Annotated in this window: 18 protein-coding genes and 2 rRNA genes; 19 read left to right on the forward strand and 1 reads right to left on the reverse strand. The window is 64.4% G+C overall.

Features of this window, described 5'->3' with window-relative positions; genetic code table 11:
- Positions 1-189 precede the first annotated feature (189 nt).
- The 10 genes from KAR29_RS02180 to KAR29_RS02225 all read left to right on the forward strand — a co-directional run bounded on the left by KAR29_RS02180 (position 190) and on the right by KAR29_RS02225 (position 9349).
- Complete coding sequence (locus tag KAR29_RS02180; RefSeq protein ID WP_274374018.1) at positions 190-1872, forward strand: acyl-CoA mutase large subunit family protein; 1683 nt, start codon at positions 190-192, stop codon at positions 1870-1872.
- 20 nt (positions 1873-1892) lie between these two features.
- The gene (locus KAR29_RS02185; RefSeq protein WP_274374019.1) at positions 1893-2306 is read left to right on the forward strand and encodes a cobalamin B12-binding domain-containing protein; all 414 of its coding nucleotides are present in this window, start codon (positions 1893-1895) and stop codon (positions 2304-2306) included.
- Positions 2307-2423: 117 nt separating this feature from the next.
- Entirely contained in the window at positions 2424-2828 is a 405-nt protein-coding gene (gene mce, locus KAR29_RS02190; protein ID WP_274374020.1) for a methylmalonyl-CoA epimerase, read from the forward strand.
- A 71-nt stretch (positions 2829-2899) separates the two neighbouring features.
- Complete coding sequence (locus KAR29_RS02195) at positions 2900-4459, forward strand: acyl-CoA carboxylase subunit beta (RefSeq protein ID WP_274374021.1); 1560 nt, start codon at positions 2900-2902, stop codon at positions 4457-4459.
- A 17-nt stretch (positions 4460-4476) separates the two neighbouring features.
- Positions 4477-4881: an OadG family transporter subunit gene (locus tag KAR29_RS02200; RefSeq protein ID WP_274374022.1), complete on the forward strand. Its 405-nt coding sequence runs from the start codon at positions 4477-4479 to the stop codon at positions 4879-4881.
- Positions 4882-5063: 182 nt separating this feature from the next.
- Positions 5064-5447: a biotin/lipoyl-containing protein gene (locus tag KAR29_RS02205; RefSeq protein ID WP_274374023.1), complete on the forward strand. Its 384-nt coding sequence runs from the start codon at positions 5064-5066 to the stop codon at positions 5445-5447.
- A gap of 27 nt (positions 5448-5474) precedes the next feature.
- Positions 5475-6599, forward strand: a complete 1125-nt coding sequence (locus KAR29_RS02210; RefSeq protein ID WP_274374024.1) for a sodium ion-translocating decarboxylase subunit beta — start codon at positions 5475-5477, stop codon at positions 6597-6599.
- A 93-nt stretch (positions 6600-6692) separates the two neighbouring features.
- Positions 6693-7538, forward strand: coding sequence for a fumarate hydratase (locus KAR29_RS02215; protein ID WP_274374025.1), 846 nt, complete (start codon positions 6693-6695; stop codon positions 7536-7538).
- A 19-nt stretch (positions 7539-7557) separates the two neighbouring features.
- On the forward strand, positions 7558-8133 hold the full coding sequence (locus KAR29_RS02220; protein WP_274374026.1) for a FumA C-terminus/TtdB family hydratase beta subunit: 576 nt from the start codon (positions 7558-7560) through the stop codon (positions 8131-8133).
- Positions 8134-8167: 34 nt separating this feature from the next.
- Positions 8168-9349 (forward strand): NAD(P)-dependent malic enzyme, encoded by a 1182-nt coding sequence (locus KAR29_RS02225; RefSeq protein WP_274374027.1) that lies wholly within the window; start codon positions 8168-8170, stop codon positions 9347-9349.
- Here KAR29_RS02225 and KAR29_RS02230 read toward each other — a convergent pair.
- Positions 9346-10152, reverse strand: coding sequence for a universal stress protein (locus tag KAR29_RS02230; protein ID WP_274374028.1), 807 nt, complete (start codon positions 10150-10152; stop codon positions 9346-9348). The genes KAR29_RS02225 and KAR29_RS02230 overlap by 4 nt on opposite strands.
- Positions 10153-10260: 108 nt before the next feature.
- Between KAR29_RS02230 and KAR29_RS02235 the strand changes: the two genes are divergently transcribed.
- The 9 genes from KAR29_RS02235 to KAR29_RS02275 all read left to right on the forward strand — a co-directional run bounded on the left by KAR29_RS02235 (position 10261) and on the right by KAR29_RS02275 (position 23592).
- Entirely contained in the window at positions 10261-11145 is an 885-nt protein-coding gene (locus KAR29_RS02235) for a lysophospholipid acyltransferase family protein (RefSeq protein WP_274374029.1), read from the forward strand.
- Positions 11132-11590, forward strand: coding sequence for an endonuclease (locus KAR29_RS02240; protein ID WP_274374030.1), 459 nt, complete (start codon positions 11132-11134; stop codon positions 11588-11590). Before KAR29_RS02235 ends, KAR29_RS02240 begins: the two co-directional genes overlap by 14 nt.
- 84 nt (positions 11591-11674) lie before the next feature.
- On the forward strand, positions 11675-12157 hold the full coding sequence (locus KAR29_RS02245; protein WP_274374031.1) for a chemotaxis protein CheX: 483 nt from the start codon (positions 11675-11677) through the stop codon (positions 12155-12157).
- 88 nt (positions 12158-12245) lie between these two features.
- Positions 12246-13616, forward strand: a complete 1371-nt coding sequence (locus tag KAR29_RS02250; protein ID WP_274374032.1) for a chloride channel protein — start codon at positions 12246-12248, stop codon at positions 13614-13616.
- A gap of 186 nt (positions 13617-13802) precedes the next feature.
- The gene (locus tag KAR29_RS02255; protein ID WP_274374033.1) at positions 13803-14867 is read left to right on the forward strand and encodes a hypothetical protein; all 1065 of its coding nucleotides are present in this window, start codon (positions 13803-13805) and stop codon (positions 14865-14867) included.
- 115 nt (positions 14868-14982) lie between these two features.
- A complete protein-coding gene (locus KAR29_RS02260) occupies positions 14983-17022 on the forward strand; it encodes a patatin-like phospholipase family protein (protein ID WP_274374897.1) in 2040 nt (679 codons plus the stop codon).
- Between the two features lie 106 nt (positions 17023-17128).
- Positions 17129-18568 (forward strand): proline--tRNA ligase, encoded by a 1440-nt coding sequence (gene proS, locus KAR29_RS02265; RefSeq protein ID WP_274374034.1) that lies wholly within the window; start codon positions 17129-17131, stop codon positions 18566-18568.
- A gap of 371 nt (positions 18569-18939) precedes the next feature.
- Positions 18940-20461, forward strand: a 16S ribosomal RNA gene (locus KAR29_RS02270).
- A 143-nt stretch (positions 20462-20604) separates the two neighbouring features.
- Positions 20605-23592, forward strand: a 23S ribosomal RNA gene (locus KAR29_RS02275).
- Together the 16S and 23S rRNA genes form the textbook arrangement of a ribosomal RNA operon.
- The last annotated feature ends 51 nt before the right edge of the window (positions 23593-23643 follow it).

Consider the following 23643-nt stretch of genomic DNA (forward strand, 5'->3'; position numbering starts at 1 on the left):
TCTCTGTGAGGCGAACGCCGCTTTTGCGCAATAAACCGCCTTTTCTGGAAATTCAGGTCAAGAGGTTGATTTCTGTAAAAGAGTGATAAATACTAAGGGGGCTTGCGTCGTTCCCGAGGGGACAAGCAGGGAGAGCCTGTCGGGGGCGTCGCATGTGGGGAGATAAACGTTACGTTGGAGGTGGGAGGAGTGTTTCAGGAAGACAAGCTCCAGAAAATCGCAGAGGGCAAGGCCAAGTATGACGCCTCTGTCGAGAAGGCTCTGGCCAAGTTTCCCGAGAGGCGGAAGCGTTTCGTCTCCGGCGGCGGGCTGCCCGTCAACAGGCTCTACACGCCCCTGGACGTGAAGGACCTCGACTACGACAGGGATCTGGGCTATCCCGGCCAGTATCCCTTTACCCGCGGCGTCCAGCCGACGATGTACCGCGGCCGGTTCTGGACGATGCGGATGTACGCCGGTTTCTCGACGGCGGAGGAGTCGAACAAGCGCTACCGCTACCTGCTCGGACAGGGCGGCAGCGGCCTTTCCGTCGCCTTCGACCTGCCGACGCAGATCGGCTACGACTCGGATCATCCCATGGCCCAGGGCGAGGTGGGCAAGGTCGGCGTCGCCATCGACAGCCTGGCCGACATGGAGATCCTCTTCGGCGGCATCCCTCTCGACAAGGTCTCGACGTCGATGACGATCAACGCCCCCGCCTCGGTCCTTCTGGCCATGTACATCGCCGTCGCCGAGAAGCAGGGAACGCCCGCCGACAAGATCTCGGGCACGATCCAGAACGACATCCTCAAGGAGTACATCGCCCGGGGAACGTACATCTTCCCCCCCAAGCCGTCGCTGCGTCTCATCACCGACATCTTCGACTTCTGTTCCAAGAACGTGCCCAACTGGAACACCATCTCCATTTCGGGCTACCACATCCGCGAGGCCGGTTCCACGGCCGCCCAGGAAGTGGCCTTCACCCTTGCCGACGGCATCGCCTACGTCGACGCCGCCATCAAGGTCGGACTCGATCCCAACGTCTTCGGCCAGCGCCTTTCCTTCTTCTTCAACGCCCATAACGACTTCGCCGAAGAGGTGGCCAAGTTCCGCGCCGCCCGCCGTCTCTGGGGCAAGATCATGAAAGAGCGCTTCGGCGTCGCCGACAAGAAGGCCCAGATGCTCCGCTTCCACACCCAGACGGCCGGGTCGACCCTCACGGCCCAGCAGCCGGAGAACAACATCGTCCGCGTCGCCATCCAGGCCCTGGCCGCCGTCATGGGCGGGACCCAGTCGCTCCACACGAACAGCATGGACGAGGCCCTGGCCCTGCCGACGGAAAAGAGCGTCCGCGTCGCCCTCAAGACGCAGCAGATCATCGCCCACGAGTCCGGCGCCGCCGATACCTCCGATCCCCTCGGCGGCAGCTACTACATCGAGGCCCTCACCGACGAGATCCAGCGCCAGGCCGAGGATTACATCGCCAAGATCGACGAGCTCGGCGGCATGCTGACGGCCATCGAAAAGGGCTATGTCCAGTCGCAGATCCAGGACGCCGCCTACGAGTATCAGAAGTCCGTCGAGAGCGGCGAGCGCGTCGTCGTCGGCGTCAACAAGTACCAGGTCGAAGAGGACAACTCGGGCCGCGAGCTGCTCCGCGTCGACCCCAGCGTCGGCGAGGACCAGTGCCGCAAGCTCCGCGAGCTGAGGGAGAAGCGCGACAATCTCCGCGTCCAGACCGTCCTCGACGATGTCCGTCAGGCCGCCAAGGACGAATCCGTCAACCTCATGCCCCGCATCGTCGAGGCCGTCAAGGCCTACGCCACGGAAGGCGAGATCTGCGGCGTCCTGCGTGAGGAGTTCGGCGAGTACCGCGAGAACATCGTGCTTTAGGCGGAAAGGAGACGGTCAGGATGAGCGATCGCAAGATTCGAGTCGTTGTGGCCAAGCCGGGACTGGACGGCCACGACAGGGGCGCCAAGGTCATCGCCCGGGCCTTCCGGGACGCGGGCATGGAGGTCATCTACACGGGGCTTCGCCAGACGCCCGAGCAGATCGTCGATACGGCCATTCAGGAGGATGCCGACGCCATCGGCATCAGCATCCTCTCCGGCGCCCACGAGCACTATTTCCGGGCCATCGTCACCCTCCTGAAGGAGAAGGGCTCGGAGGACATCATCGTCTTCGGCGGCGGCGTCATCCCCGACGGTGACGTGCCCACCCTCATGGAGGTGGGCGCCGGTGCCATCTTCGGTCCCGGCACGGCGACGTCCCAGTGCATCGAATGGCTTGAAAAGGCCGTCGAGGAGAAACGATCGAAGGAGTAGTTCTCATTCGCCAAAAAGCGTCGCGGCCTCGCGGCTCCGGTTCGCCGAGTCGCGACGTGGGGAGGCAGGTCTCTCTTTCGGACCTGCCTCCGTTGAACGAAACGAGGAGGGGTCAGGGTGAAACCGACGGTCATCGATCACATCGGAATTGCAGTCAGGAGCATCGACGAGGCCCTCAAGTTCTGGGAGGAGGGGCTGGGCATCAGGTGCACCGCGAGGGAGGAAGTGGCCGAGCAGAAGGTCATCACGGCCTTTCTCCCCGTGAAGGACACGGAAGTGGAGCTTCTCGAGCCCACGAGCGACGAGAGTCCCGTGGCGAAGTTCATCGAGAAGAAGGGCGAGGGCATTCACCACATCGCCATCCGCGTCGACGATCTCGAGGCGGCCCTGGCGGAGCTGAAGGCCAAGGGCGTCCGTCTCATCGACGAGACTCCCCGCTACGGCGCCGGCGGCGCCAAGATCGCCTTTGTCCATCCCAAGTCGACGGGTGGCATTCTTCTCGAGCTGAGCGAGCGCGGCTGACCTTGCAGCGCCCCGCGGGGATTGCCTTTCCCCTGCGGGGCGCTCTGACTTCCCCGAGGAGGTAAGGAAGCATGTCGGAAAAGACGATCGACCAGCTCTGCGAGGCGCTGTTGTCGCGCAGGGAGAAGGCCGCCCAGGGAGGCGGAGCGAAGGCCGTCGAGAAGCAGAAGGAAAAGGGAAAGATGACGGCCCGAGAGCGTATCGCGTCGCTGCTGGACGAGGGGAGTTTCGTCGAGATCGACGAATTCGTGACGCACCGCTGCGTCAACTTCGGTCTGGAGAAGAAGCTCTACGAAGGAGACGGAGTGGTGACGGGCCACGGGACCATAGAGGGCCGCCTCGTCTACGTCTACAGCCAGGACTTCACCGTCCTGGGCGGATCTCTGGGCGAGATGCACGCCAAGAAAATCTGCAAAGTCATGGACATGGCGCTGCAGAACGGAGTGCCCGTCGTGGGAATCAACGACTCGGGCGGAGCGCGCATCCAGGAGGCCGTCGACGCCCTCTCGGGCTACGGCAACATCTTCTTCCGCAACGTCAAAGCCAGCGGGGTCGTGCCGCAGATCTCGGTCATCGCCGGTCCCTGCGCGGGCGGTGCCGTCTACAGCCCGGCTCTGACGGACTTCACCCTCATGGTGGACAAGATCGGCATCATGCACATCACGGGCCCTGCCGTCATCAAATCGGTGACGGGAGAAGAAGTGACGAGCGAACAGATCGGCGGGGCCATGACGCACAACCGCGTCTCGGGAGTGGCCCAACTCTTCGCCGCCGACGAAGGGGAATGCTGGGCCCAGGTCCGCAAACTGCTCTCCTACCTGCCGAGCAACAACATGGAAGAGGCGCCCCACAAAGAGACGGAAGACGACGTCTACCGCACCGTCCCGGAGCTGAGAGGAGCCGTGCCGACCAACCCCAACAGGGGCTACGACGTGCGGGACGTCATCGTCAAAGTCGTCGACGACGGGGACTTCTTCGAGATCCAGCCCTACTGGGCGCAGAACATCGTCACCGGCTTCGGCCGCGTCGGGGGCAAAGTCATCGGCATCATCGCCAACCAGGCCAAACACATGGCGGGATGCCTCGACATCGACGCCTCGGACAAGGCGAGCCGCCACATCCGCATCTGCGACGCCTACAACATCCCCATCGTCACCTTCGAAGACGTTCCGGGCTACCTGCCGGGCCTGGCGCAGGAAACGGGAGGCATCATCCGCCACGGGGCGAAACTCCTCTACGCCTACAGCGAGGCCACGGTCCCCAAAATCACCCTCGTCCTCAGGAAAGCCTACGGCGGGAGCTACCTGGGCATGTGCAGCAAAGACCTCGGAGCGGACGTCGTCCTGGCCTGGCCCCAGGCGGAAATCGCCGTCATGGGAGCCGAAGGGGCGGCCAACATCATCTTCGCCCGGGAAATCAAAGAATCGGGCGACCCGGCCGCGACGCGGGCGGAGAAAATCGAAAGCTACAAAGAGGCCTTCGCCAACCCCTACCAGGCGGCCTCGCGGGGCTTCGTCGACCGGGTCATCCTGCCGGAAGAGACGCGCCTCGAACTGCATCGTGCCCTCACCGTAAGCGAAAGCAAGCGTGAACTGAGGCCGAAGCGCAAGCACGCCATCATGCCCCACTAGGAAAGAGGGGACCGAAAATGGGACATCTCTCCGATCACTTTCAGGGTCCGCTTGGGGCCGTCGTCCTCTCCCTCATCGCCTTCAGCGTCGTCTTCCTCGTCCTGATGTCGCTCATGCTCCTGCTCATCGGAGTCAAGCACCTGGCCGGGCTGATCGACGCCGTCAAGGCGGCCAAAGAGGCCCAGGCTCAGGCGGTGAAGGCGTCGAAAACGTCGTCGTCGCCGAAGGAAGCGCCCAGGGCCGTCGTCAGGGCCCAGGAAGCGGGAGACCAACTCATCGCCGTCCTCACGGCGGCCATCGCCGCCGGCGGCCTCGAGAACTTCCGCATCAGCTCCGTCCGCCCCGCCGTAGCCGTGGCCGACAGCCTCACGTCGGGCTGGAAACGCCTCTCGCGCCTGGACAACCTCGAAGGCTGGGAATAGGCGGGCGGGGAGCCCGAGCCCTGTCGGGCCCGCCGCCGAAGACGGCCGATGGGAAAGACGGAAAAGGCGAACGTCCCGTCCCGTCCGGGACCGTGACGCCCGCCTCGGAAAAGGAACAGGAGCCTGCAGCGAACGGGGGAACGCCCCCCGCAAAAACCGACACGCCAAAGGGAGGACCTGAAATGGCCCGCAACTACCGCATCACCGTCAACGGAACCGCCTACGACGTCCAAGTGGAAGAACTGGGCGGCGCCGCCGCGCCGACCCCTGCCAGAGCCGCCGCTCCCGCCGCCGCCCCCGTGGCGGCCCCTGCCCCCGTCGCCGCTCCTGTGGCGGCCCCCGCCCCTGCCGGCGCCGCCACCGTCACGGCGCCCATGCCGGGCAAAATCCTCAAAATCGCCGTCGCTCCGGGAGCCGTCGTCGCCGCCGGAGACCTGCTCCTCGTCCTGGAAGCCATGAAAATGGAAAACGAAATCCTCGCCTCCGCGGCGGGCACCGTCCAGGAAATCCGAGTCAAAGAAGGCGGCTCCGTCAACTCCGGAGACATCCTCGTCGTCCTCGGCTAGGCCTCGGGCCTCAAAGGAGGAACGACCATGGGAATCTACATCGAATCACTGTCGAGCGTCCTCGCCCAATCGGGATTCGCCGGCCTCACGACGGGCAATCTCGTCATGCTCGTCGTCGGCCTCGTCCTGCTCTACCTGGCCATCGGCAAGGGCTTCGAGCCCCTCCTGCTGGTGCCCATCGCCTTCGGCTGCGTCCTCGTCAACCTGCCCCTGTCGGGCATCATGGACGAAGGGGGCTTTCTCTACTACGTCTTCTTCGGGACCCAGCACGAAATCTACCCCGTCATCATCTTCATGGGGATCGGAGCCCTGACGGACTTCGCGCCCCTGCTGGCCAACCCCATCACCTTCCTCCTGGGGGCGGCGGCCCAGCTGGGCGTCTTCATCGCCCTCTTCGGCGCCATGATGATGGGCTTCTCGGTGAAAGAGGCGGCCAGCATCGCCATCATCGGAGGGGCCGACGGCCCGACGAGCATCTACCTGACGATGAAACTGGCGCCGCAGATCCTGGGGGCGGTTGCCGTGGCGGCCTACAGCTACATGTCTCTGGTGCCGCTCATCCAGCCGCCGGTCATCAAGGCCCTGACGACGAAGGCGGACCGGGCCATCCGCATGGACAACCTCCGTCCGGTGAGCAAGACGGAGCGGGTCCTCTTCCCCATCGTCTGCACCATCGCCTCGGGCCTCATCCTGCCGGCGTCGGTGCCCCTCATCGGCATCCTCATGTTCGGCAACCTCCTGCGGGAGTGCGGCGTCACGGAGCGCCTGAGCCTGGCGGCCCAGAACGAGATTCTCAACGCCACGACGATCTTCCTGGGCCTGACGGTGGGCGCGACGATGGAGGCCGAGACCTTCCTGACGGCGGCGACGCTGAAGATCATCGTCCTGGGCCTGGTGGCCTTCGTCTTCAGCACGGCCGGAGGCGTCCTCTTCGGCCAGGCCCTGAAAATCTTCTCGGGCGGCAAGATCAACCCCATGATCGGAGCGGCGGGCGTCTCGGCCGTCCCCATGGCGGCCCGCGTCGTCCAGAGAGTGAGCCAGCAGGAGAACCCCGGCAACTTCCTCCTCATGCACGCCATGGGCCCCAACGTGGCCGGCGTCATCGGGACGGCCGTCGCCGCCGGCACCATGCTCACGCTGCTCATGAGCTAGAAGGGACGGCAAGCGCCAAAGCGAGGGACACGGGGCGCTTCGCTCTGTGTCCCTCCTTCTTTCTTTTTTTCGTGGCTTTGGGGAGGGACGATCATGCGAGAGATCAACGTCGATGTCGTCGAAGAGGCCGTCCGGTCGCTCTTCATGGAGATGAACGTCCAGATCGTTCCCGACGTCGAGGCGGCCCTTCGGAGCGCCCGGGCGAGGGAGGCCTCCGAGCTGGGCCGCTCCGTCCTCGACGATTTGCTGGAAAACGCCGCCATCGCCTCTGACGAGAGGGTGCCCCTCTGCCAGGATTGCGGCATGGCCATCCTCTTCCTGGAGGTGGGCCAGGAGATCGCCTTCGTCGGAGGCTCGCTGAGCGAGGCGCTCCAGAGGGGCGTCCGTCGCGCCTATTCCGAGGGCTACCTCCGCAAGTCCGTCGTCGCCGATCCCCTTTTCGACAGGAAAAACAGCGGCGACAACACGCCGGCCATCGTCCACGTCGAAATCGTCGACGGCGGCCGCCTCCGCCTCCGGGCGACGGCGAAGGGCATGGGGAGCGAGAACATGAGCGCCATCGCCATGATGAAGGCCGCCGACGGCCCCGAGGGAGTCCGCGACTTCGTCGTCGACACCGTCCGCCGCGGCGGTTCCAACCCCTGCCCCCCCGTCGTCGTCGGCGTCGGGATCGGCGGCAATTTCGAGAGGGCCCCTCTGCTCGCCAAGAAGGCCCTTCTGAGGTCTCTGGGGTCGCGCAACGGCGACGGGCGCTACGCCGACCTCGAGGAGGAGATCCTCAGGGCCGTCAACGGCCTCGGGATCGGTCCCGCGGGCTACGGAGGGACGACGACGGCCCTGGCCGTCCAGATCGAGTTCGCGCCCACCCACATCGCCGGCATGCCCGTGGCCGTCAACATCTGCTGCCACGCCTGCCGTCACGGCGAGGTCGTTCTGTAAAAAGGGAGGTCCGCAAGGGATGACACAGGTCCGGAAGGTTCAAGCTCCCTTCGGGGAGGATCTGGCACGGTCGCTTCGCAGTGGAGAGAGGGTGCTCCTGTCGGGCATTCTCTTCACGGCCCGCGACGCGGCCCACAAGCGCCTCGTCGAGGCCCTGTCGCGGGGCGAGGCTCCCCTGGACCTGGCCGACCAGGTGATCTACTACGCCGGTCCCGCCCCGGCCGGCCCGGGCAAGATCATCGGTCCCGTCGGCCCGACGACGAGCGGAAGGATGGATCCCTACACGGTCACCCTTCTGGAAAAGGGGCTGAGGGGCATGATCGGCAAAGGGGGCCGCTCGCCCCAGGTCCTCCGGGCACTGGCAGACCGGGGGGCCGTCTATTTCGGCGCCACGGGGGGCGCGGCGGCCCTCCTGGCCCGCTCCGTCCGGCGCTGCGACGTCGTCGCCTACGGCGACCTGGGGCCCGAGGCGATCCGTCGCCTCGAAGTCGTCGACATGCCTCTCGTCGTCGTCGCCGACGCCTGGGGAGGCGACCTTTACCGCGATGGCCCCGAGGCCTTTCTTCTCGGTCGACAGGGGATGGAGCTTTTCTGAAGGCCGCTGAAGCGGCGCGAGGAGGTTGCGTGAAATGAGCGAGAACGATCGCATTTACCGGGAGGCGCTCGAGCTTCATCGCCTGTTCCGCGGGAAAATCGAGGTAGGTTGCCGCGTTCCTCTGGAGACGGCCCACGACCTGGCCCTGGCCTACACGCCCGGCGTGGCCGAGCCCTGTCGGAGGATCGCCGAAGATCGCGACCAGGTCTGGTCCCTGACCAACCGGGGCAATACGGTGGCCGTCGTCAGCGACGGATCGGCCGTCCTGGGGCTGGGCGACATCGGTCCCGAGGCAGGCCTTCCCGTCATGGAGGGCAAGTGCAATCTCTTCAAACGCTTTGCCTCCATCGACGCCTACCCTCTCGTTCTCGACGAGCGGGATGTCGACGCCGTCGTCGCCGTCGTGGCGGCCCTGGCCCCCTCCTTCGGCGGCATCAACCTGGAGGATATCGCCGCCCCCCGCTGTTTCGAGATCGAGAGGAGACTGCAGGAACGCCTCTCCATCCCCGTCTTTCACGACGACCAGCACGGCACGGCCGTCATCGTCCTGGCCGGGCTCATGAACGCCCTCCGTTTCGTCGGCAAGAGCCTTCATTCGGCGCGAATCGTCGTCAACGGCATCGGCGCGGCGGGGACGGCCATCGTGCGCATTCTGGCGGCTCGCGGCGCCCGCAACGTCGTCTGTTGCGACCGTTTCGGCGTCCTCTCGCCCGACGACGAGCGACTGACGCTCCCGCAAAGAGAGCTGGCGGCCGGGACCAATCCCGAGGGGCGAGCCGGTTCCCTGGGGGATGCCCTCGTCGGCGCCGATGTCTTCGTCGGCGTCTCCCGGCCCGGTCTGGTCTCAGCCGACATGGTCCGGGCCATGGCCGACGGCGCCGTCCTCTTCGCCATGGCCAACCCGACGCCGGAGATCTTTCCCGCCGAGGCCCGCTCGGCCGGGGCCGCCGTCGTCGCCACGGGGAGGAGCGACTTCCCCAACCAGGTCAACAACTGCCTGGGTTTTCCCGCCATTTTCCGAGGCGCTCTCGACGCCGGGGCGAAGCGGATCACGGAGGGGATGAAGCTGGCCGCCGCCGATGCCCTGGCCGCTCTCATCGACGACGAGGCGTTGGGCGCCGAGCGGATTCTCCCCTCGGCCCTGGACGATCGCGTCGTTCCCGCCGTGGCCCGGGCCGTGGCCGATCAGGCCCGGGCCGAGGGGGTCTGTCGCTAGATCGGATCGGCGGCGTCGACGGGCAGGAGCAGGACGGGCACGGTGACGCGGCGGAGGAGTCGCTGGGCCGTCCCGCCCAGGAAGAGCTCCCAGAGATCGCCGTGGCGCGAGAGGCCCAGGACGAGCAGAGAGGGGCGGGTCCGATCGAGATGGTCCGGCACGGTCTCCTCGGGATCACCGGTGAGGAGGGCCGTCCGCACGGAGCCGAAGGTGCCGCTCAGCTCCGTGCCGATCTCCTGAAGGGCCGCGTCGGCCGAGAGGAGCAGATCGGGAGCCGCCTCGGGGCCGGAGGGAGAGAGGGAGTGAAGGAGTTCGAGATCGTCCGTCCTTCCTCCCAGTCCTTCGGCGAGGGCCGCCAGGAGCGGCTCCGTCCTGTCGGGCGAGAGGTCGAGGGCCACGGCGACGGAGCGGAAGAGCTCCTCGTCGTGTTGCCGCCCTTTCCAGAGAAGGAGCTGGGGGAGGGCCAGTCGGGGCACGACCAGGGCGGCCTCGTCGGCGTCGTCGAGAAGGAGGAGGGCCGACGTGCATCCCCTTTCCCGGGCCAGCCGGGGCAGTTCCTCCAGGGGGTCTCCCGCCGCGACGAAAATCTCGGTCCGGACTCCGGGGGGCAGGTCGGCGGCGAGGCGCTCCAACTCCTCCTGGGCGAGGCGGACGCTCTGGGGCGTCTCCGGGCCAAGGACGGGGTTGACGATGTGAGCCAGCAGCAGCGTCGTCTCCCCGGCGAAAAGCCTGCCGGCGGCCCAGTCCACGAGCGACGTCGCTTCCTCGGAAAGGTCATGGTGAAAGAGCGTCTTTCTCCACATGGCGGACACCTCCTCTGTTCGGCTGGATCTTTTGTACCAGTATAGCCTCATCGGGACGGGGCTGTTCTATAATGGCAACGAATCGTTCGAGAGGAGGGAGGGAAGGCTTTGCCTCCGAGACGACAACAGAAGACCTGGTGCGCTCTCTCCTGCATCGAGCGCTTGGCCCGGCTCCTTCCGCGACGGAGTGCCGTGGCCCTCGGGGCCTTTTTGGGGGGAGTGGTCCATTTCGTCTCCCGCAAAAAGGTCGATGCCGCCGAGGCCCGCTGCGTCCGCGCCTTGGGCGTGGGCGTCACGACGGCCCGGGAGATCGTGGCCCGCTCCTACCGTAACCTGGGGCGGTCCGTCATGGAATTCTACCGCCTTCCGCTCCTTTCCGACGGGTGGGACCGTCTCGTCACGGTCCACGGCGAGGAGCATCTGCGCCGTGCCCATGAGCGGGGGCGGGGCGTCATCCTTCTGACGGCCCATTTCGGCAGCTGGGAACTGGCGGCGGCGACCGTGGCCCGCAGGGGCTTCCCCATGAACGCCATCGGCGCCGAGCAGCGCGACGAGAGGGTGACGGAGAAGATCGCCAGCCTCCGGGCTTCGGCGGGCGTGACGACCATAGGCAAGGGTTTCGATCTCAAGGCGGCTCTCCGCTGCCTCAGAGAGGGACAGATCCTGGGCGTCCTTCTCGACCAGGATCCGCGAGAGAAGGGCATGGTCGTCCCCTTCCTGGGCCTTCCGGCCAGTACGCCCTACGGTCCCGTCAAGCTCGCCCACAGACTGGGTGCGGCCGTCGTCCCCCTTTTCATCGTCCGTCGTCCCGACGGAACGGGCCACGATCTCCATCTCCTCCCCGAACTGGAGGGGAGGGACGGTCCCTTCGGCGAGGATCTCGAGGCCGATCTGGCCCTCTGCAACGAGGTGCTGAGCCGGTGGATCGCCGAATACCCCGACCATTGGCTCTGGCTCTACCCGCGATGGATGTCCACCCTTGACCGGCGATAGCCCGACCCTGGCTTTCGATCCCGGCCGGAACAAGGTGGGATGGGCTCTGGCACGGGAGGGAGGACGACTCGTCGCCTCGGGTATCGTGGCCGTCGGAGAGCTCGATCTCTTCCTGGACGCCTTTTTCGGAGGCGAACTCCTGGCCGATCGCTGGTTACGGGAAGAACTTGTCCCTCGCCCCTGGCAGATCGGGCCCGGGCGCGTCATACTTGGAACGGGTACGGGAAGCGATTTGCTGGCTCGCCGTCTCCTCCTCCGGCACATCTCCTTCGAGGAAGTCGACGAGTCCTTTTCCACCCTGAGGGCGCGCGAGCTCTACTGGCGTCTCCATCCGCCTCGCGGCCTCCTCCGCCTCCTTCCCAGCGGTCTCCGCCTTCCGCCCCGAGATGTCGATGACCTTGCGGCGTGGAGTCTTCTTCTGTCTGACGGCACATCCCGAGAGTAGAGAGCGATTCCTCTCCGCTGCGGAGAGACCGCCTCCGGCGTTGGCCCCTTCCGGCGTCACGGAATCGAAAGCGAGGTAATTTTGATGGAAGCGCAGAATATCTCCAAACTCGTCAACAGTTTCGGCGCCGCTCTTCTTTCCGTCGGTCAGAGCGTCGGGCTTTCGGTCAGGCTCGACAAGGGAGCCATCGGACCCGGCGTCAACGCCCCTGGAAGCCGAGCCGCCGCCCTCATCGGGTTCGTCGGCGCCGGTCTCCAGGGGACGGTGGCCATCATGATCGACGAGGCGGGCTTCGGGGCCTTCGTGACGTCCATGTCGGGGGGGCTGCTCGCTCCAGACATGGACGATCCCGTGGCGCTCAGCGTCCTCGGCGAGCTGACCAATATGGTCAGCGGCCAGGCCATCATGAAACTCAACGTCCAGGGGCTGGACATCACGCCCCCTCAGATCATCACCGGCGAGAACATCAAGAGCGTCCCCAGCACCAGCCAGGGCGTGCGCAACTTCACCCTTCCCTTCCACGTCAGCGGAGGGCGCGTCTTCCTGGTCCTGACGGTTCACGGCTGAGGCGGTCCCTCGCGTCTTCTCTCCCTGCTGGAAAGCGGCGCGGCATCAGCCGGCCGCTTTTTTCTTTTAGCCCAAGGAGGTCTGGTCGATGAACAGTCCCGCCCAGAAGGTGGGTGAAGTGCTCTCCCTCATCTATAGCGTTGTCAAATGGTTTGCCCTGGCCCTCGTCGCCGGCGTTCTCGTCGGAGCGACGGCCGCCCTGTTCCTCAAGCTTCTCGAGTCGGGGCGCCGCGAAGTCCTGGCCCGCCCCTCGACGTTGCGTTATCTCCTTCTGCCCCTCGGCCTCTGGGCCAGCGCTCTCCTCGTCGCCAAGCTGGCGCCCGAGGCCAAGGGACACGGCACGGAGAAGGTCATCGAGGCCGTCCACAAGCGGTCGGGGCGGATCGCTCTGTCGGTCATCCCCGTCAAGCTCGTCGCCACTCTCATAACCCTTTCCGTCGGCGGTTCGGCGGGCAAGGAGGGGCCCTGCGCCCAGATCGGGGCGGGCATCACCTCCGCCCTGGCCTCCCTTCTCCGCTTCGGCGACGAGGACCGGAAAAAACTGGTCATCTGCGGCATCTCGGCGGGCTTCGCCGCCATCTTCGGCACGCCCGTGGCGGGGGCCATCTTCGGCATCGAGGTCCTGTTCATCGGCCAGATGTTCTACGACGTCATGCTCCCCTCCTTCGTCAGCGGCATCGCGGCCTACCATACCGCCACCCTTCTGGGCATCACCTATCCCGACGAGCTGCTCCGCGCCGTCCCCGACCTTTCCGGGGGATATCTCCTGTGGGGGTTGGCCGCCGGCTGCTTTTTCGGCCTCGTCGCCCTGGCCCACATCGAAATCCTGGGCCTGACGGAGCGCTTTTTCGAGAGGCTGCGCCTTCGCGGCTGGCAGAAGCCCCTGCTGGGCGGCGCCCTCCTCCTGGGCGCCACGGCCCTTTTCGGCCCTCGTTACCTGGGGTTGGGGACGGAGACGATCGAAAGCGCCCTGAGAGGGGAGGCCGTGCCTCACGGGGCCTTCGCCCTCAAGTCGCTTCTGACGGGGATTACCCTCAGCTGCGGCGGGAGCGGCGGCATCGTGACGCCGACGCTTTTCGTCGGTGCCGCCGCGGGATCTTTCTTCTCCTCCCTTTCCGGTCTCGACCCCCTTTTCTGCGCCGCCGTGGGGCTTCCGGCCGTCCTGGCCGGAGCGGCCAATACGCCCGTGGCGGCGACGATCATGGCCATGGAGCTCTTCGGGGCCCGTCTGGCCCCCTTCGCCGCCCTGGCTTGCATCGTGGCCTTCGTCATCAGCGGCCACCGCAGTGTCTACCCCAGCCAGATCCTGGCCCGGCCCAAATCGAAGATCCTCCTCGTCGACAAGGCCTGTCCCGTCGACGAGAGCTCTCTGCGGAGGCGGACGAGCGATCTTCTCCTCGTCCGCCTCTGGTACTACGGAAAAAGGCTGATCTTGCGGACGAAGCGCCCTTCCCGCTGACCGGCCCGGATCGGTCGGCGGAAAAGGGCGGAACCTCCGGCGCGGTGATCGGAGCGGACCTCCCGAGCAGGAAGATCCGACGGGGGGTCCTCCGACGAACCCGCGGATTCGGGACCGGTCCCCTCTCTTGCCCCGCCCCCGCAATGGCGGTATTTTTAGAAAAGGGAGAATCGAGGGGGGACGACTGTGGCAGGGCGGTCCGGCGACGAGGAGTGGTATCTGAGAGATCTTCTGGCTTTCATGCTGGGCATCGATGCCGGGGAAATCGGCGATCTGGCCCGGACCTACCTCGATCAGGGAGGAGAGAGGGAGGTGGGGACCCTCTTCCGCTATCTTTCCGCGCAGGGGAGACGTTATCGGGTCCTCTGGATCCTCTTCTCCTTCACGGACCAGATCTCTCTCGCCGCCGTCTCCCTTTTCGGACCGGAAGAGCGGCTTCTCTGGCAGGACGTCTCGGCCCTTCCCTACGGGGCCTCGAGTGCCACGCTCACTTCGTGGCGTCGCATCCTGCCTCTGGTCGGCGGCATCGTGACCTCGTCGCAGCCCAAAGTTTCGGAGAGCGACCTCTGGGTGGCCGGTCAGATGACCCGCCACCTCCGTCTCGTCTGGTCCAACCATGCCCACGATATGCTGGTGGCCGTCGAGGGGCGCCGGGAGGCAGGAGTGCCCTCCTTTCAGGGCGGCCGCGATTTCCTGCGAGATCTGCCCTTCGATCTCGAGCGGGCCCTGAGGGACAGCACGGGCAAAAACCTTCCCGGCCAGGCCCTTTTCCTCGAGGAAGTGGCCCTTCCCGATCTGCGCGACGCGGCCGGCCAGATCCTTTCCCTCCAGCGCAGTCTCGACTCCTTCGTCGAGGAGACCGTCGGCCTGGAGAGTTCCGCGAAAGAGGACGTCCCCGAGCATGAGATGCCGGCGCGTCAGGGCCTGAAGGACTTTTCCCTCCATATCGATCCCGTCCTGGGCGTGCCTCTTTCGGAGCTCCGGCCGGGGACGCCGGTCCTTCTCGACGGCGAGGGGACCTCTCCCGTCGTCGGCAAGGCCTACATGATTCGCCTCCTCAAGAGCGGCCAGATCGAGGTCCATGGCGCCCTGGCCGAGGAGGAGGGGACTTTCTTCCGATCCGTCGCTCCGGGAGACATCAAGGTCGCCGTCAGCCGGGAGGGGCCCTTGCCCCCCCTCGTTCAGCCCTCTCCCGTCGTCGTCGGGGCCCTTGTCCTTATCGTCCTGCTTCTGCTCCTGTTCCTGCGCTGAAGAGATCTCGGCCCTTCCCCTCCCGCCTTTTCCCGGGGAGGGCACTTCCCTTTGAGAGGAGCGGTCCGCCATCGACGTCAGAAAAGGCATTGTCGCCCTCCTTTTCGTCGGTCTCATCGCCTTCCCCGCCTTCGCCGGAGGGGGCGGTGTCGTCCTCGTCCTTTCCGGCGGAGGGACGAAGGGGCTGGCCCACATCGGCGTTCTGAAGGCCCTGGAGCGCGAAAAGGTGCCCGTCGTCGCCATCGTCGGCACGAGCATGGGCGCCATCATGGGCGGCCTCTACGCCTCGGGCTACGATGCCGAAGCCCTGGAGAGAGTGATCGCGGAGATCGATATTCCCTCCCTTCTGGCCGACGCGACTCCACCCGCTCCGGCCCCTCCCGGCTGGGACGAGGCGAGTTCCCGCCCCATAGCCCAGGTCTTTCTCGACGAAAAGGGGCGGAGGGCAGGACCGCGCGGAGGGCTCGCCGGGACGCGGCTCCTCCGCAAGCTCTCCCTCCTCACGGCCCGAGTTTCGGTGGCCGACTTCGACGACCTTCCCATTCCCTTCGTCGCCGTCGCCACCGATCTGGAGACGGGAGAGGCCGTCCTGCTCCGGCAGGGCAATCTGGCCTCGGCCATCAGGGCCTCCATGTCCATTCCCGGGCTTTTCGAGCCCTGGGACTACCAGGGGCGCCTCCTCGTCGACGGAGGTCTCGTGGCCAACGCCCCCGTCGAGATCGCCCGCGAGCTTTTTCCGGGATTTCCCGTCGTGGCCGTCAACGTGACGAGCAGCCGCAGGAACCAGGATCAGATCCGCTCCATGACGGAAGTCCTCGACCAGACGATCACCATCCTGACGCGGCAGAACGTCGTCCGTTCCCTCGCCCTGGCCGATCTCGTCATCACGCCCGACGTGGGAGGGCTTCCGCTCCTCGAGGCCTCCGACGTCGGGGCCATCTCCCTCAAGGGGGAGGAGGCGGCGAACAAACAGATGAAGGCCCTTCTCGCCCTGGCGGCCCGGGCGCCGTCGTCCGTCCGCCTCCATCGGCCCCGGGCGAAGACGCTCGTCCGCATCAGGCTGGAGGGATTTCCTCCGAAGCTCGAGGCGCGAACGAGGGAGAGGACGGCCTCCTGGATCGGCAGGCCTCCCGTCACCGACGCCCTCCTGGACCTCTGCGAGGAGCTCGGCCACCGCGACGACGTCCAAGTTGCCGATTACCGTCTCGAACAGGAGGCGGAGGGGCTTGCCCTGGTCCTCTCCCTGGCGAGGCGGGAACCCTATGAGCTGACCTTCGACGGCTACGCGAGCAATCTCCGTCAGGAGCGGGGGCTGCTTTTCGGGGCGCGGCGCCAGGATCTCCTGGAGGAAGGGGACTCGCTCCAGGCCACGCTTCTTTTCGACGAATTGTGGGGGGGCAGCCTGCGCTACCGGACGGAACAGGGCGATGGTCTTTTCCCCTGGGATATCTCTCTGCGGGCGCGCAAGGAGCGCGTCGAGCCTGTCGGGGCGACAGGCAGCGAGTGGCGGAGTTATGCCCTCGAGATGGGACGGCAGTACCCCGGGCAGGGTTTCCGCTGGGGCTGGTCCCTGCTGGGACAGCACATCGACGGGCTGGGCGGGGATCGGGATTTCTGGGGGCCGTCGCTGCTCTTCTCGTGGGACAGCCGTGACGATCCGCTGGAGCCGACGCGGGGCCATGTCCTCAAGGGGAGGCTCTGGTGGATGGATGCCGAGGAGCTTCTCGGCAGGGTGACCTACGAAGGGACCTTCCTGGCGGGCCCCAACCTCCGCTTTTTCACGAATGCGGGTCTGGAAAAAGGAGTGGGCGACGATCCGGCTCATGCCGCCTACCTCGGCGGGGAGGACGAGCTCTACAGCCGGGGGCGTCACCCCCTCGCGGGAGAGGGGGCCCTCTGGGCCCGCGCGGGGCTGCGACGCTCCTGGGGACGGAACTGGTGGGGGAGCCTCAACACGGAGGCCTTCGCCGGCTGGGGAGCCGTCTACGACGGGGGTTGGAGCTCCCTCGACGAGGCCTGGGAAGTCGGCCTCGCCCTCTACGTGCCGGGGAAGCTCATGAACGCCCGGCTTCTGGTGACCTATGACGACGACAGCGAGATCACCTTCGGCTTCACCCTCGGCACGCCTCTCGACGCGACGGGGCCTCTCCCCTGATCACCGTTGCGCCGACGGCGACGATGCTTTAGTCTAGTGCCTTGACGAGATCGGTCTGAACCGAATCCAGCGATTTCCCCCGATCAACGGGAAGAAGGAGTGTGCCATGGCCAGAAATATCGTTCCCAGGGATAAGGACTACTCTCAATGGTACCTTGACGTCATCAAGGCCTCGGAGCTCGCCGATTACGCTCCCGTGCGAGGCTGCATGGTCATTCGACCGACGGGCTACGCCCTCTGGGAGAATATTCAGAAGGCCTTCGACGAGGCCTTCAAGGAGACGGGCCATGTCAACGCCTACTTTCCCCTCCTCATCCCCACCTCGTTCCTCGAAAAGGAGGCCGAACACGTCGAGGGTTTCGCTCCCGAGTGCGCCGTCGTCACCCATGCCGGCGGGGATGAGCTGGAAGAGCCCCTCATCATCCGTCCCACGTCGGAGACGGTCATCGGTCACATGTACAGCAAGTGGGTCCAGTCCTGGCGCGACCTGCCCATTCTCATCAACCAGTGGTGCAACGTCATGCGCTGGGAAAAGCGTCCCCGCCTCTTCCTCCGCACGTCGGAGTTCCTCTGGCAGGAGGGGCACACGGCCCACGCCACGCGCGAAGAGGCCGTCGAGGAGACGCTTCGGATGCTCGACGTCTACCGCCGCATCATGGTCGACCATCTGGCCCTGCCCGTCATTCCCGGGGAGAAGTCGGAGGGGGAGCGCTTCCCCGGCGCCGACAACACCTATACCTGCGAGACGATGATGAGCGACGGCAAGGCCCTTCAGGCCGGAACGAGCCATTTCCTGGGCCAGAATTTCGCCAAGGCCTTCGACATCTCCTTCCAGAGCCAGGAGGGAACGCAGGAATACGCATGGACGACGAGCTGGGGCGTCTCGACCCGTCTCATCGGCGCCATCCTCATGACCCATTCCGACGACGACGGTCTCGTCCTTCCTCCCCGCATCGCCCCTGTAAAGGCTGTCATCGTCCCCATCTCGACCGACGGGGTCCTTATCGAGGAGACCCTTCTGCCCAAAGCCCGGGAGCTGGCCTCTCGCCTTAACGCCGCTCTCGGCGCGAGGGCCGTCACCGTCGACAGCCAGTTCCACCTTCGTCCTGCCGATCGCTTTTTTCACCACCTCCAACGGGGCATCCCCCTCCGCCTGGAACTGGGGGAGAGGGAGCTGGCCTCGCAGACGCTGCGCTCTGTCAGGCGCGATACGGCGGAGAAGGCCGATATCCCCTGGGAGGGGATGGAAGAGACCGTCGCCGCCCTTCTGGAGACGATGCAGGGCGAGCTCCTGACGAAGGCCCGTGCCTTTCGTCAGGACCGGACGCGACGGGCGGAAACGTTCGAGGAACTCAAGGCGATTCTCGAGAAAGAGGGCGGTTTCGTCGAGGCCTTCTTCGGCGGGGGCAAGGCCGAGGAAAAGGCCATCAAAGAGGCCACCATGGCCACGGTCCGCTGCTTCCCCCTCGATGACGACAGCCGGGGGACCTGTTTCTTCACCGGCAAAAAGGACGCCAGGCGGGCCGTCTTCGCGCGGGCCTACTGACCGGCTCCCCTCCCCGCCGCGGGGAGGGAGCGCCATGGACCTTCCGACGCCCCTCGACGCTCCCTCGTCGAGGGGCGTCTTGTCCCTGAGACCTTCTTGTGAAGGAGGGGGTTGGTTCGAGTCTTCTCGTCGAAGAGGAGGTCTTCGCGTAGGGTCGGGTGTGGACTGAAGGAGAAGGCGGGGGGCGTTTTCCCCCTGACCGTGGGTGCGAAGAAGTATCCGAAAGGGGGCATTGACGTAAAGGAGGAAGGGCTGTAAGATGCTCCTTGCGCTGCCGGAACGGCGGTGTTCACGAGGCACCATGACAGGAGAATAAAGGCAGAGAGAGAAGTAAGGGTCGAGGTCGAGCTCTGAAAGATTTCCAAAGGAATCTAACGGAGAGTTTGATCCTGGCTCAGGACGAACGCTGGCGGCGTGCTTAACACATGCAAGTCGGACGGTGTCCGAGGACCAGCTTGCTGAGAATCGGGTACAGTGGCGGACGGGTGAGTAACGCGTGAGGATCTGTCTTAGGGAGGGGGACAACGTCTGGAAACGGACGCTAAAACCCCATAGGCCGAGAGGTGAAAAGGAGCAATCCGCCCAGGGAGGAACTCGCGTCCTATCAGCTAGTTGGTGAGGTAACGGCTCACCAAGGCGATGACGGGTAGCTGGTTTGAGAGGACGACCAGCCACACTGGAACTGAGATACGGTCCAGACTCCTACGGGAGGCAGCAGTGGGGAATATTGGGCAATGGGGGCAACCCTGACCCAGCGACGCCGCGTGTGGGAAGAAGTCCCTTGGGACGTAAACCACTGTTGTGCGGGAAGAAGGAAGTGACGGTACCGCACGAGGAAGGCCCGGCAAACTACGTGCCAGCAGCCGCGGTAATACGTAGGGGCCGAGCGTTGTCCGGAATTACTGGGCGTAAAGCGCACGTAGGCGGTTTGCTAAGTCGGCTGTGAAAGACATCGGCTCAACCGGTGCAATGCAGTCGATACTGGTAGACTGGAGTCTTGGAGAGGGAAGTGGAATTCCCGGTGTAGCGGTGAAATGCGTAGATATCGGGAGGAACACCAGTGGCGAAGGCGGCTTCCTGGCCAAAGACTGACGCTGAGGTGCGAAAGCTGGGGGAGCAAACGGGATTAGATACCCCGGTAGTCCCAGCCGTAAACGATGAATGCTAGGTGTGGGTAGTGCGAGCTATCCGTGCCGGAGTTAACGCGCTAAGCATTCCGCCTGGGGAGTACGATCGCAAGATTGAAACTCAAAGGAATTGACGGGGGCCCGCACAAGCGGTGGAGCACGTGGTTTAATTCGATGCAAACCGGAGAACCTCACCTGGGTTTGACATGCACGTGGTACGGATCTGAAAGGTGAAGGACGCTACCTTCGGGTAGCGAGCGTGCACAGGTGCTGCATGGCTGTCGTCAGCTCGTGTCGTGAGATGTTGGGTTAAGTCCCGCAACGAGCGCAACCCCTACGCTGAGTTACCAGCACGTGAAGGTGGGGACTCTCAGTGGACTGCCGGCGACAAGCCGGAGGAAGGTGGGGACGACGTCAAGTCATCATGGCCCTCATGTCCAGGGCGACACACGTGCTACAATGGCCGGCACAACGGGAAGCGAAGTCGCGAGGCAGAGCGGATCCCTTAAAGCCGGTCCCAGTTCGGATTGCAGTCTGCAACTCGACTGCATGAAGCCGGAATCGCTAGTAATCGCGGATCAGCCAAGCCGCGGTGAATACGTTCCCGGGCCTTGTACACACCGCCCGTCACACCATCCGAGTTGGGGGCACCCGAAGCCGCCGGCCGAACCCGCAAGGGACGGAGGCGTCGAAGGTGCGTCTGGTAAGGAGGGTGAAGTCGTAACAAGGTAGCCGTACCGGAAGGTGCGGCTGGATCACCTCCTTTCTAAGGAGAGCGGGAACGGGGTGAAAGCCCCGGACCAAAGGCTGATCCTTACGCGGCGCCCACGGGCGCCTCTCTCTGCCGCTCCTGTCTGGTCATAGAAAGCCCGCGCATCATGACAACCGAAGAAAGCAGAAGCTGAACGAGGACAAGGTAATAAGGGCATACGGTGAATGCCTTGGCACCGACGGCCGAAGAAGGGCGTAGCAAGCTGCGAAAAGCTGCGGAGAGGCGCAAGCGACCCTTGACCCGCAGATACCCGAATGGGGCAACCCGGCCGGAGGAATCCGGTCACCCTCGTAAAGGGGGAGGCACCCGGCGAAGTGAAACATCTCAGTAGCCGGAGGAAAAGAAATCGACAGAGATTCCCTGAGTAGTGGTGAGCGAAAGGGGAGAAGCCTAAACCGAAGACGTGTCAAGACTGCGGTCGTTGCGTCATCGGTGTTGTGGGGATCATCAGGAGGGAGCCGCAGCGACCTCGGGAAGTGAGAAAAGGCATCCTTAGCCGAATCGTGTTGGGAAAGCGAGCCGCAGAAGGTGAGAGCCCCGTAGGCGAAAAGGAAGCCCCTTCCTGTGAAGATACCCCGAGTAGGCCGGAGCACGTGAAATTCCGGTTGAAGCAGGGCGGCCCACCGTCCAAGGCTAAATACCGTCGGTGACCGATAGTGAAGCAGTACCGAGAGGGAAAGGTGAAAAGCACCCCTGGCGGGGAGTGAAACAGACCTGAACCCGTATGCCTACAAGCAGTCGGAGCTTTCTCTTCGGAGGGAGTGACGGCGTGCCTATTGAAAAATGAGCCGACGAGTTACGCTACGTGGCGAGGTTAAGGACTGAGAGGTCCGGAGCCGTAGGGAAACCGAGTCTGAATAGGGCGAATAGTCGCATGGCGTAGACCCGAAGCCGCACGATCTATCCATGGCCAGGTTGAAGGTCGGGTAAAACCGACTGAAGGACCGAACCGTAGTCTGTTGAAAAAGACCCGGATGAGCTGTGGATAGGAGTGAAAAGCTAATCGAGTGCGGTGATAGCTGGTTCTCCCCGAAATGCATTGAGGTGCAGCCTCGCTGAGGGAAAGTTCCGGGGGTAGAGCACTGGATGGATGCGGGGGACTGGGGTCCTACCAAATTCAACCAAACTCCGAATACCGGAACTGGATAAGCGGGAGTGAGACTGCGGGCGAGAAGGTTCGTAGTCGAAAGGGAAACAGCCCAGACCGACAGCTAAGGTCCCAAAGCCTGTGCTAAGTGTGTTAAGGATGTGGAGGTGCCCAGACAGCCAGGAGGTTGGCTTAGAAGCAGCCACCCTTTAAAGAGTGCGTAACAGCTCACTGGTCGAGGACTTCTGCGCCGCAAATGTAGGGGGCTAAGCACAGAACCGAAGCTTCGGACTCGGGAGACTGAGGTCTCCTGATTGGTAGGGGAGCGTTCTCTGCGGGGAGAAGTGAGACCGGCAAGGTCTTGTGGACTGCAGAGAAGTGAGAATGTCGGCATGAGTAGCGAGAAACGCGTGAGAATCGCGTTCACCGGATGCCCAAGGATTCCTGGGGAAGGTTGATCCGCCCAGGGTTAGGCGGGACCTAAGGCGAGGCCGAAGGGCGTAGTCGATGGACAGCAGGTAGACACTCCTGCCCCGCGCGAGGACGCTAATACCGAAGGGGTGACGCAGGAGGCTAGGTGCGCCGGGTGCTGGAATACCCGGTCCAAGGAGGTAGGGGGAGTCGGCAGGCAAATCCACTGACTCGTAACCCTGAGATCTGATGGGGAGCTTCCACGGAAGCGAAGGCATTGACGCCCGACTGCCGAGAAAAGCCTCTAGGGAGGAATCGCGTGCCCGTACTGCAAACCGACACAGGTGGGCTGGCTGAGCAGGCTAAGGTGGACAGGGTAACTCTCGCCAAGGAACTCTGCAAGTTGACCCCGTAACTTCGGGAAAAGGGGTGCCGCGCCGGTAAAGTCAAAGCTGATGGAGCTGGCAGCGGCCGCAGAACCCAGGCCCAGGCGACTGTTTAATAAAAACACAGGACTCTGCAGAAGGCGTGAAGCCGACGTATAGGGTCTGACACCTGCCCGGTGCTGGAAGGTTAAGGGGAGAGGTTAGTCGCAAGGCGAAGCTTTGAACCGAAGCCCCAGTAAACGGCGGCCGTAACTATAACGGTCCTAAGGTAGCGAAATTCCTTGTCGGGTAAGTTCCGACCTGCACGAATGGTGTAACGATCTGGGCGCTGTCTCGGCGAGAGACCTGGTGAAATTGTGGTGCTGGTAAAGACGCCAGCTACCCGTGGTGGGACGGAAAGACCCCGTGGAGCTTTACTGTAGCCTGACACTGGATTTCGGCAAGGCATGTACAGAATAGGTGGGAGGCTAGGAAGACATCACGCCAGTGGTGTTGGAGCCGTCGTTGGGATACCACCCTTGTCTTGTTGGAATTCTAACCGCAAGCCGCTGAAGCGCGGAACGGGACACTATCAGGTGGGCAGTTTGACTGGGGCGGTCGCCTCCCAAAGAGTAACGGAGGCGCGCGAAGGTCACCTCAAGGCGAATGGAAATCGCCATAAGAGCGCAAGGGTATAAGGTGGCTTAACTGTGAGACAGACATGTCGAACAGATGCGAAAGCAGGTCCTAGTGATCCGGCGGTGCTGAGTGGAAAGGCCGTCGCTCATCGGATAAAAGCTACCCCGGGGATAACAGGCTGATCTCTCCCGAGAGTTCCCATCGACGGGGAGGTTTGGCACCTCGATGTCGGCTCGTCGCATCCTGGGGCTGAAGCAGGTCCCAAGGGTTGGTCTGTTCGCCCATTAAAGCGGTACGTGAGCTGGGTTTAGAACGTCGTGAGACAGTTCGGTCCCTATCCACCATGGGCGTAGGGAATTTGCGAGGAGCTGCTCCTAGTACGAGAGGACCGGAGTGGACGCACCGCTGGTGTACCGGTTGTGACGCCAGTTGCAGAAGCCGGGTAGCTAAGTGCGGATCGGATAACCGCTGAAGGCATCTAAGTGGGAAGCCGACCTCAAGATGAGATTCCCCTCTGCGCAAGCAGGTAAGGTGTCCCGTAGACGACGGGATCGATAGGCCGGAGGTGTAAGCGCAGCGATGCGTTGAGCTGACCGGTACTAATACACCGAGGCCTTGTCATCGTTCAGCTTCTGGTTTTGACGGTTGTGTGATGTAGCGGGTATAAGGAATAG

The sequence above is a fragment of the Aminithiophilus ramosus genome, from assembly GCF_018069705.1.
In the GTDB taxonomy this organism is placed as follows: Bacteria; Synergistota; Synergistia; order Synergistales; family Aminithiophilaceae; genus Aminithiophilus; species Aminithiophilus ramosus.

Coding starts and splice junctions, on each gene's coding strand:
- KAR29_RS02185 (WP_274374019.1), top strand. CDS start 1,893: ATGAGCGATCGCAAGATTCGAGTCGTTGTGGCCAAGCCGGGACTGGAC.
- KAR29_RS02195 (WP_274374021.1), top strand. CDS start 2,900: ATGTCGGAAAAGACGATCGACCAGCTCTGCGAGGCGCTGTTGTCGCGC.
- KAR29_RS02200 (WP_274374022.1), top strand. CDS start 4,477: ATGGGACATCTCTCCGATCACTTTCAGGGTCCGCTTGGGGCCGTCGTC.
- KAR29_RS02205 (WP_274374023.1), top strand. CDS start 5,064: ATGGCCCGCAACTACCGCATCACCGTCAACGGAACCGCCTACGACGTC.
- KAR29_RS02210 (WP_274374024.1), top strand. CDS start 5,475: ATGGGAATCTACATCGAATCACTGTCGAGCGTCCTCGCCCAATCGGGA.
- KAR29_RS02215 (WP_274374025.1), top strand. CDS start 6,693: ATGCGAGAGATCAACGTCGATGTCGTCGAAGAGGCCGTCCGGTCGCTC.
- KAR29_RS02220 (WP_274374026.1), top strand. CDS start 7,558: ATGACACAGGTCCGGAAGGTTCAAGCTCCCTTCGGGGAGGATCTGGCA.
- KAR29_RS02225 (WP_274374027.1), top strand. CDS start 8,168: ATGAGCGAGAACGATCGCATTTACCGGGAGGCGCTCGAGCTTCATCGC.
- KAR29_RS02230 (WP_274374028.1), bottom strand. CDS start 10,152: ATGTGGAGAAAGACGCTCTTTCACCATGACCTTTCCGAGGAAGCGACG.
- KAR29_RS02245 (WP_274374031.1), top strand. CDS start 11,675: ATGGAAGCGCAGAATATCTCCAAACTCGTCAACAGTTTCGGCGCCGCT.
- KAR29_RS02250 (WP_274374032.1), top strand. CDS start 12,246: ATGAACAGTCCCGCCCAGAAGGTGGGTGAAGTGCTCTCCCTCATCTAT.
- proS (WP_274374034.1), top strand. CDS start 17,129: ATGGCCAGAAATATCGTTCCCAGGGATAAGGACTACTCTCAATGGTAC.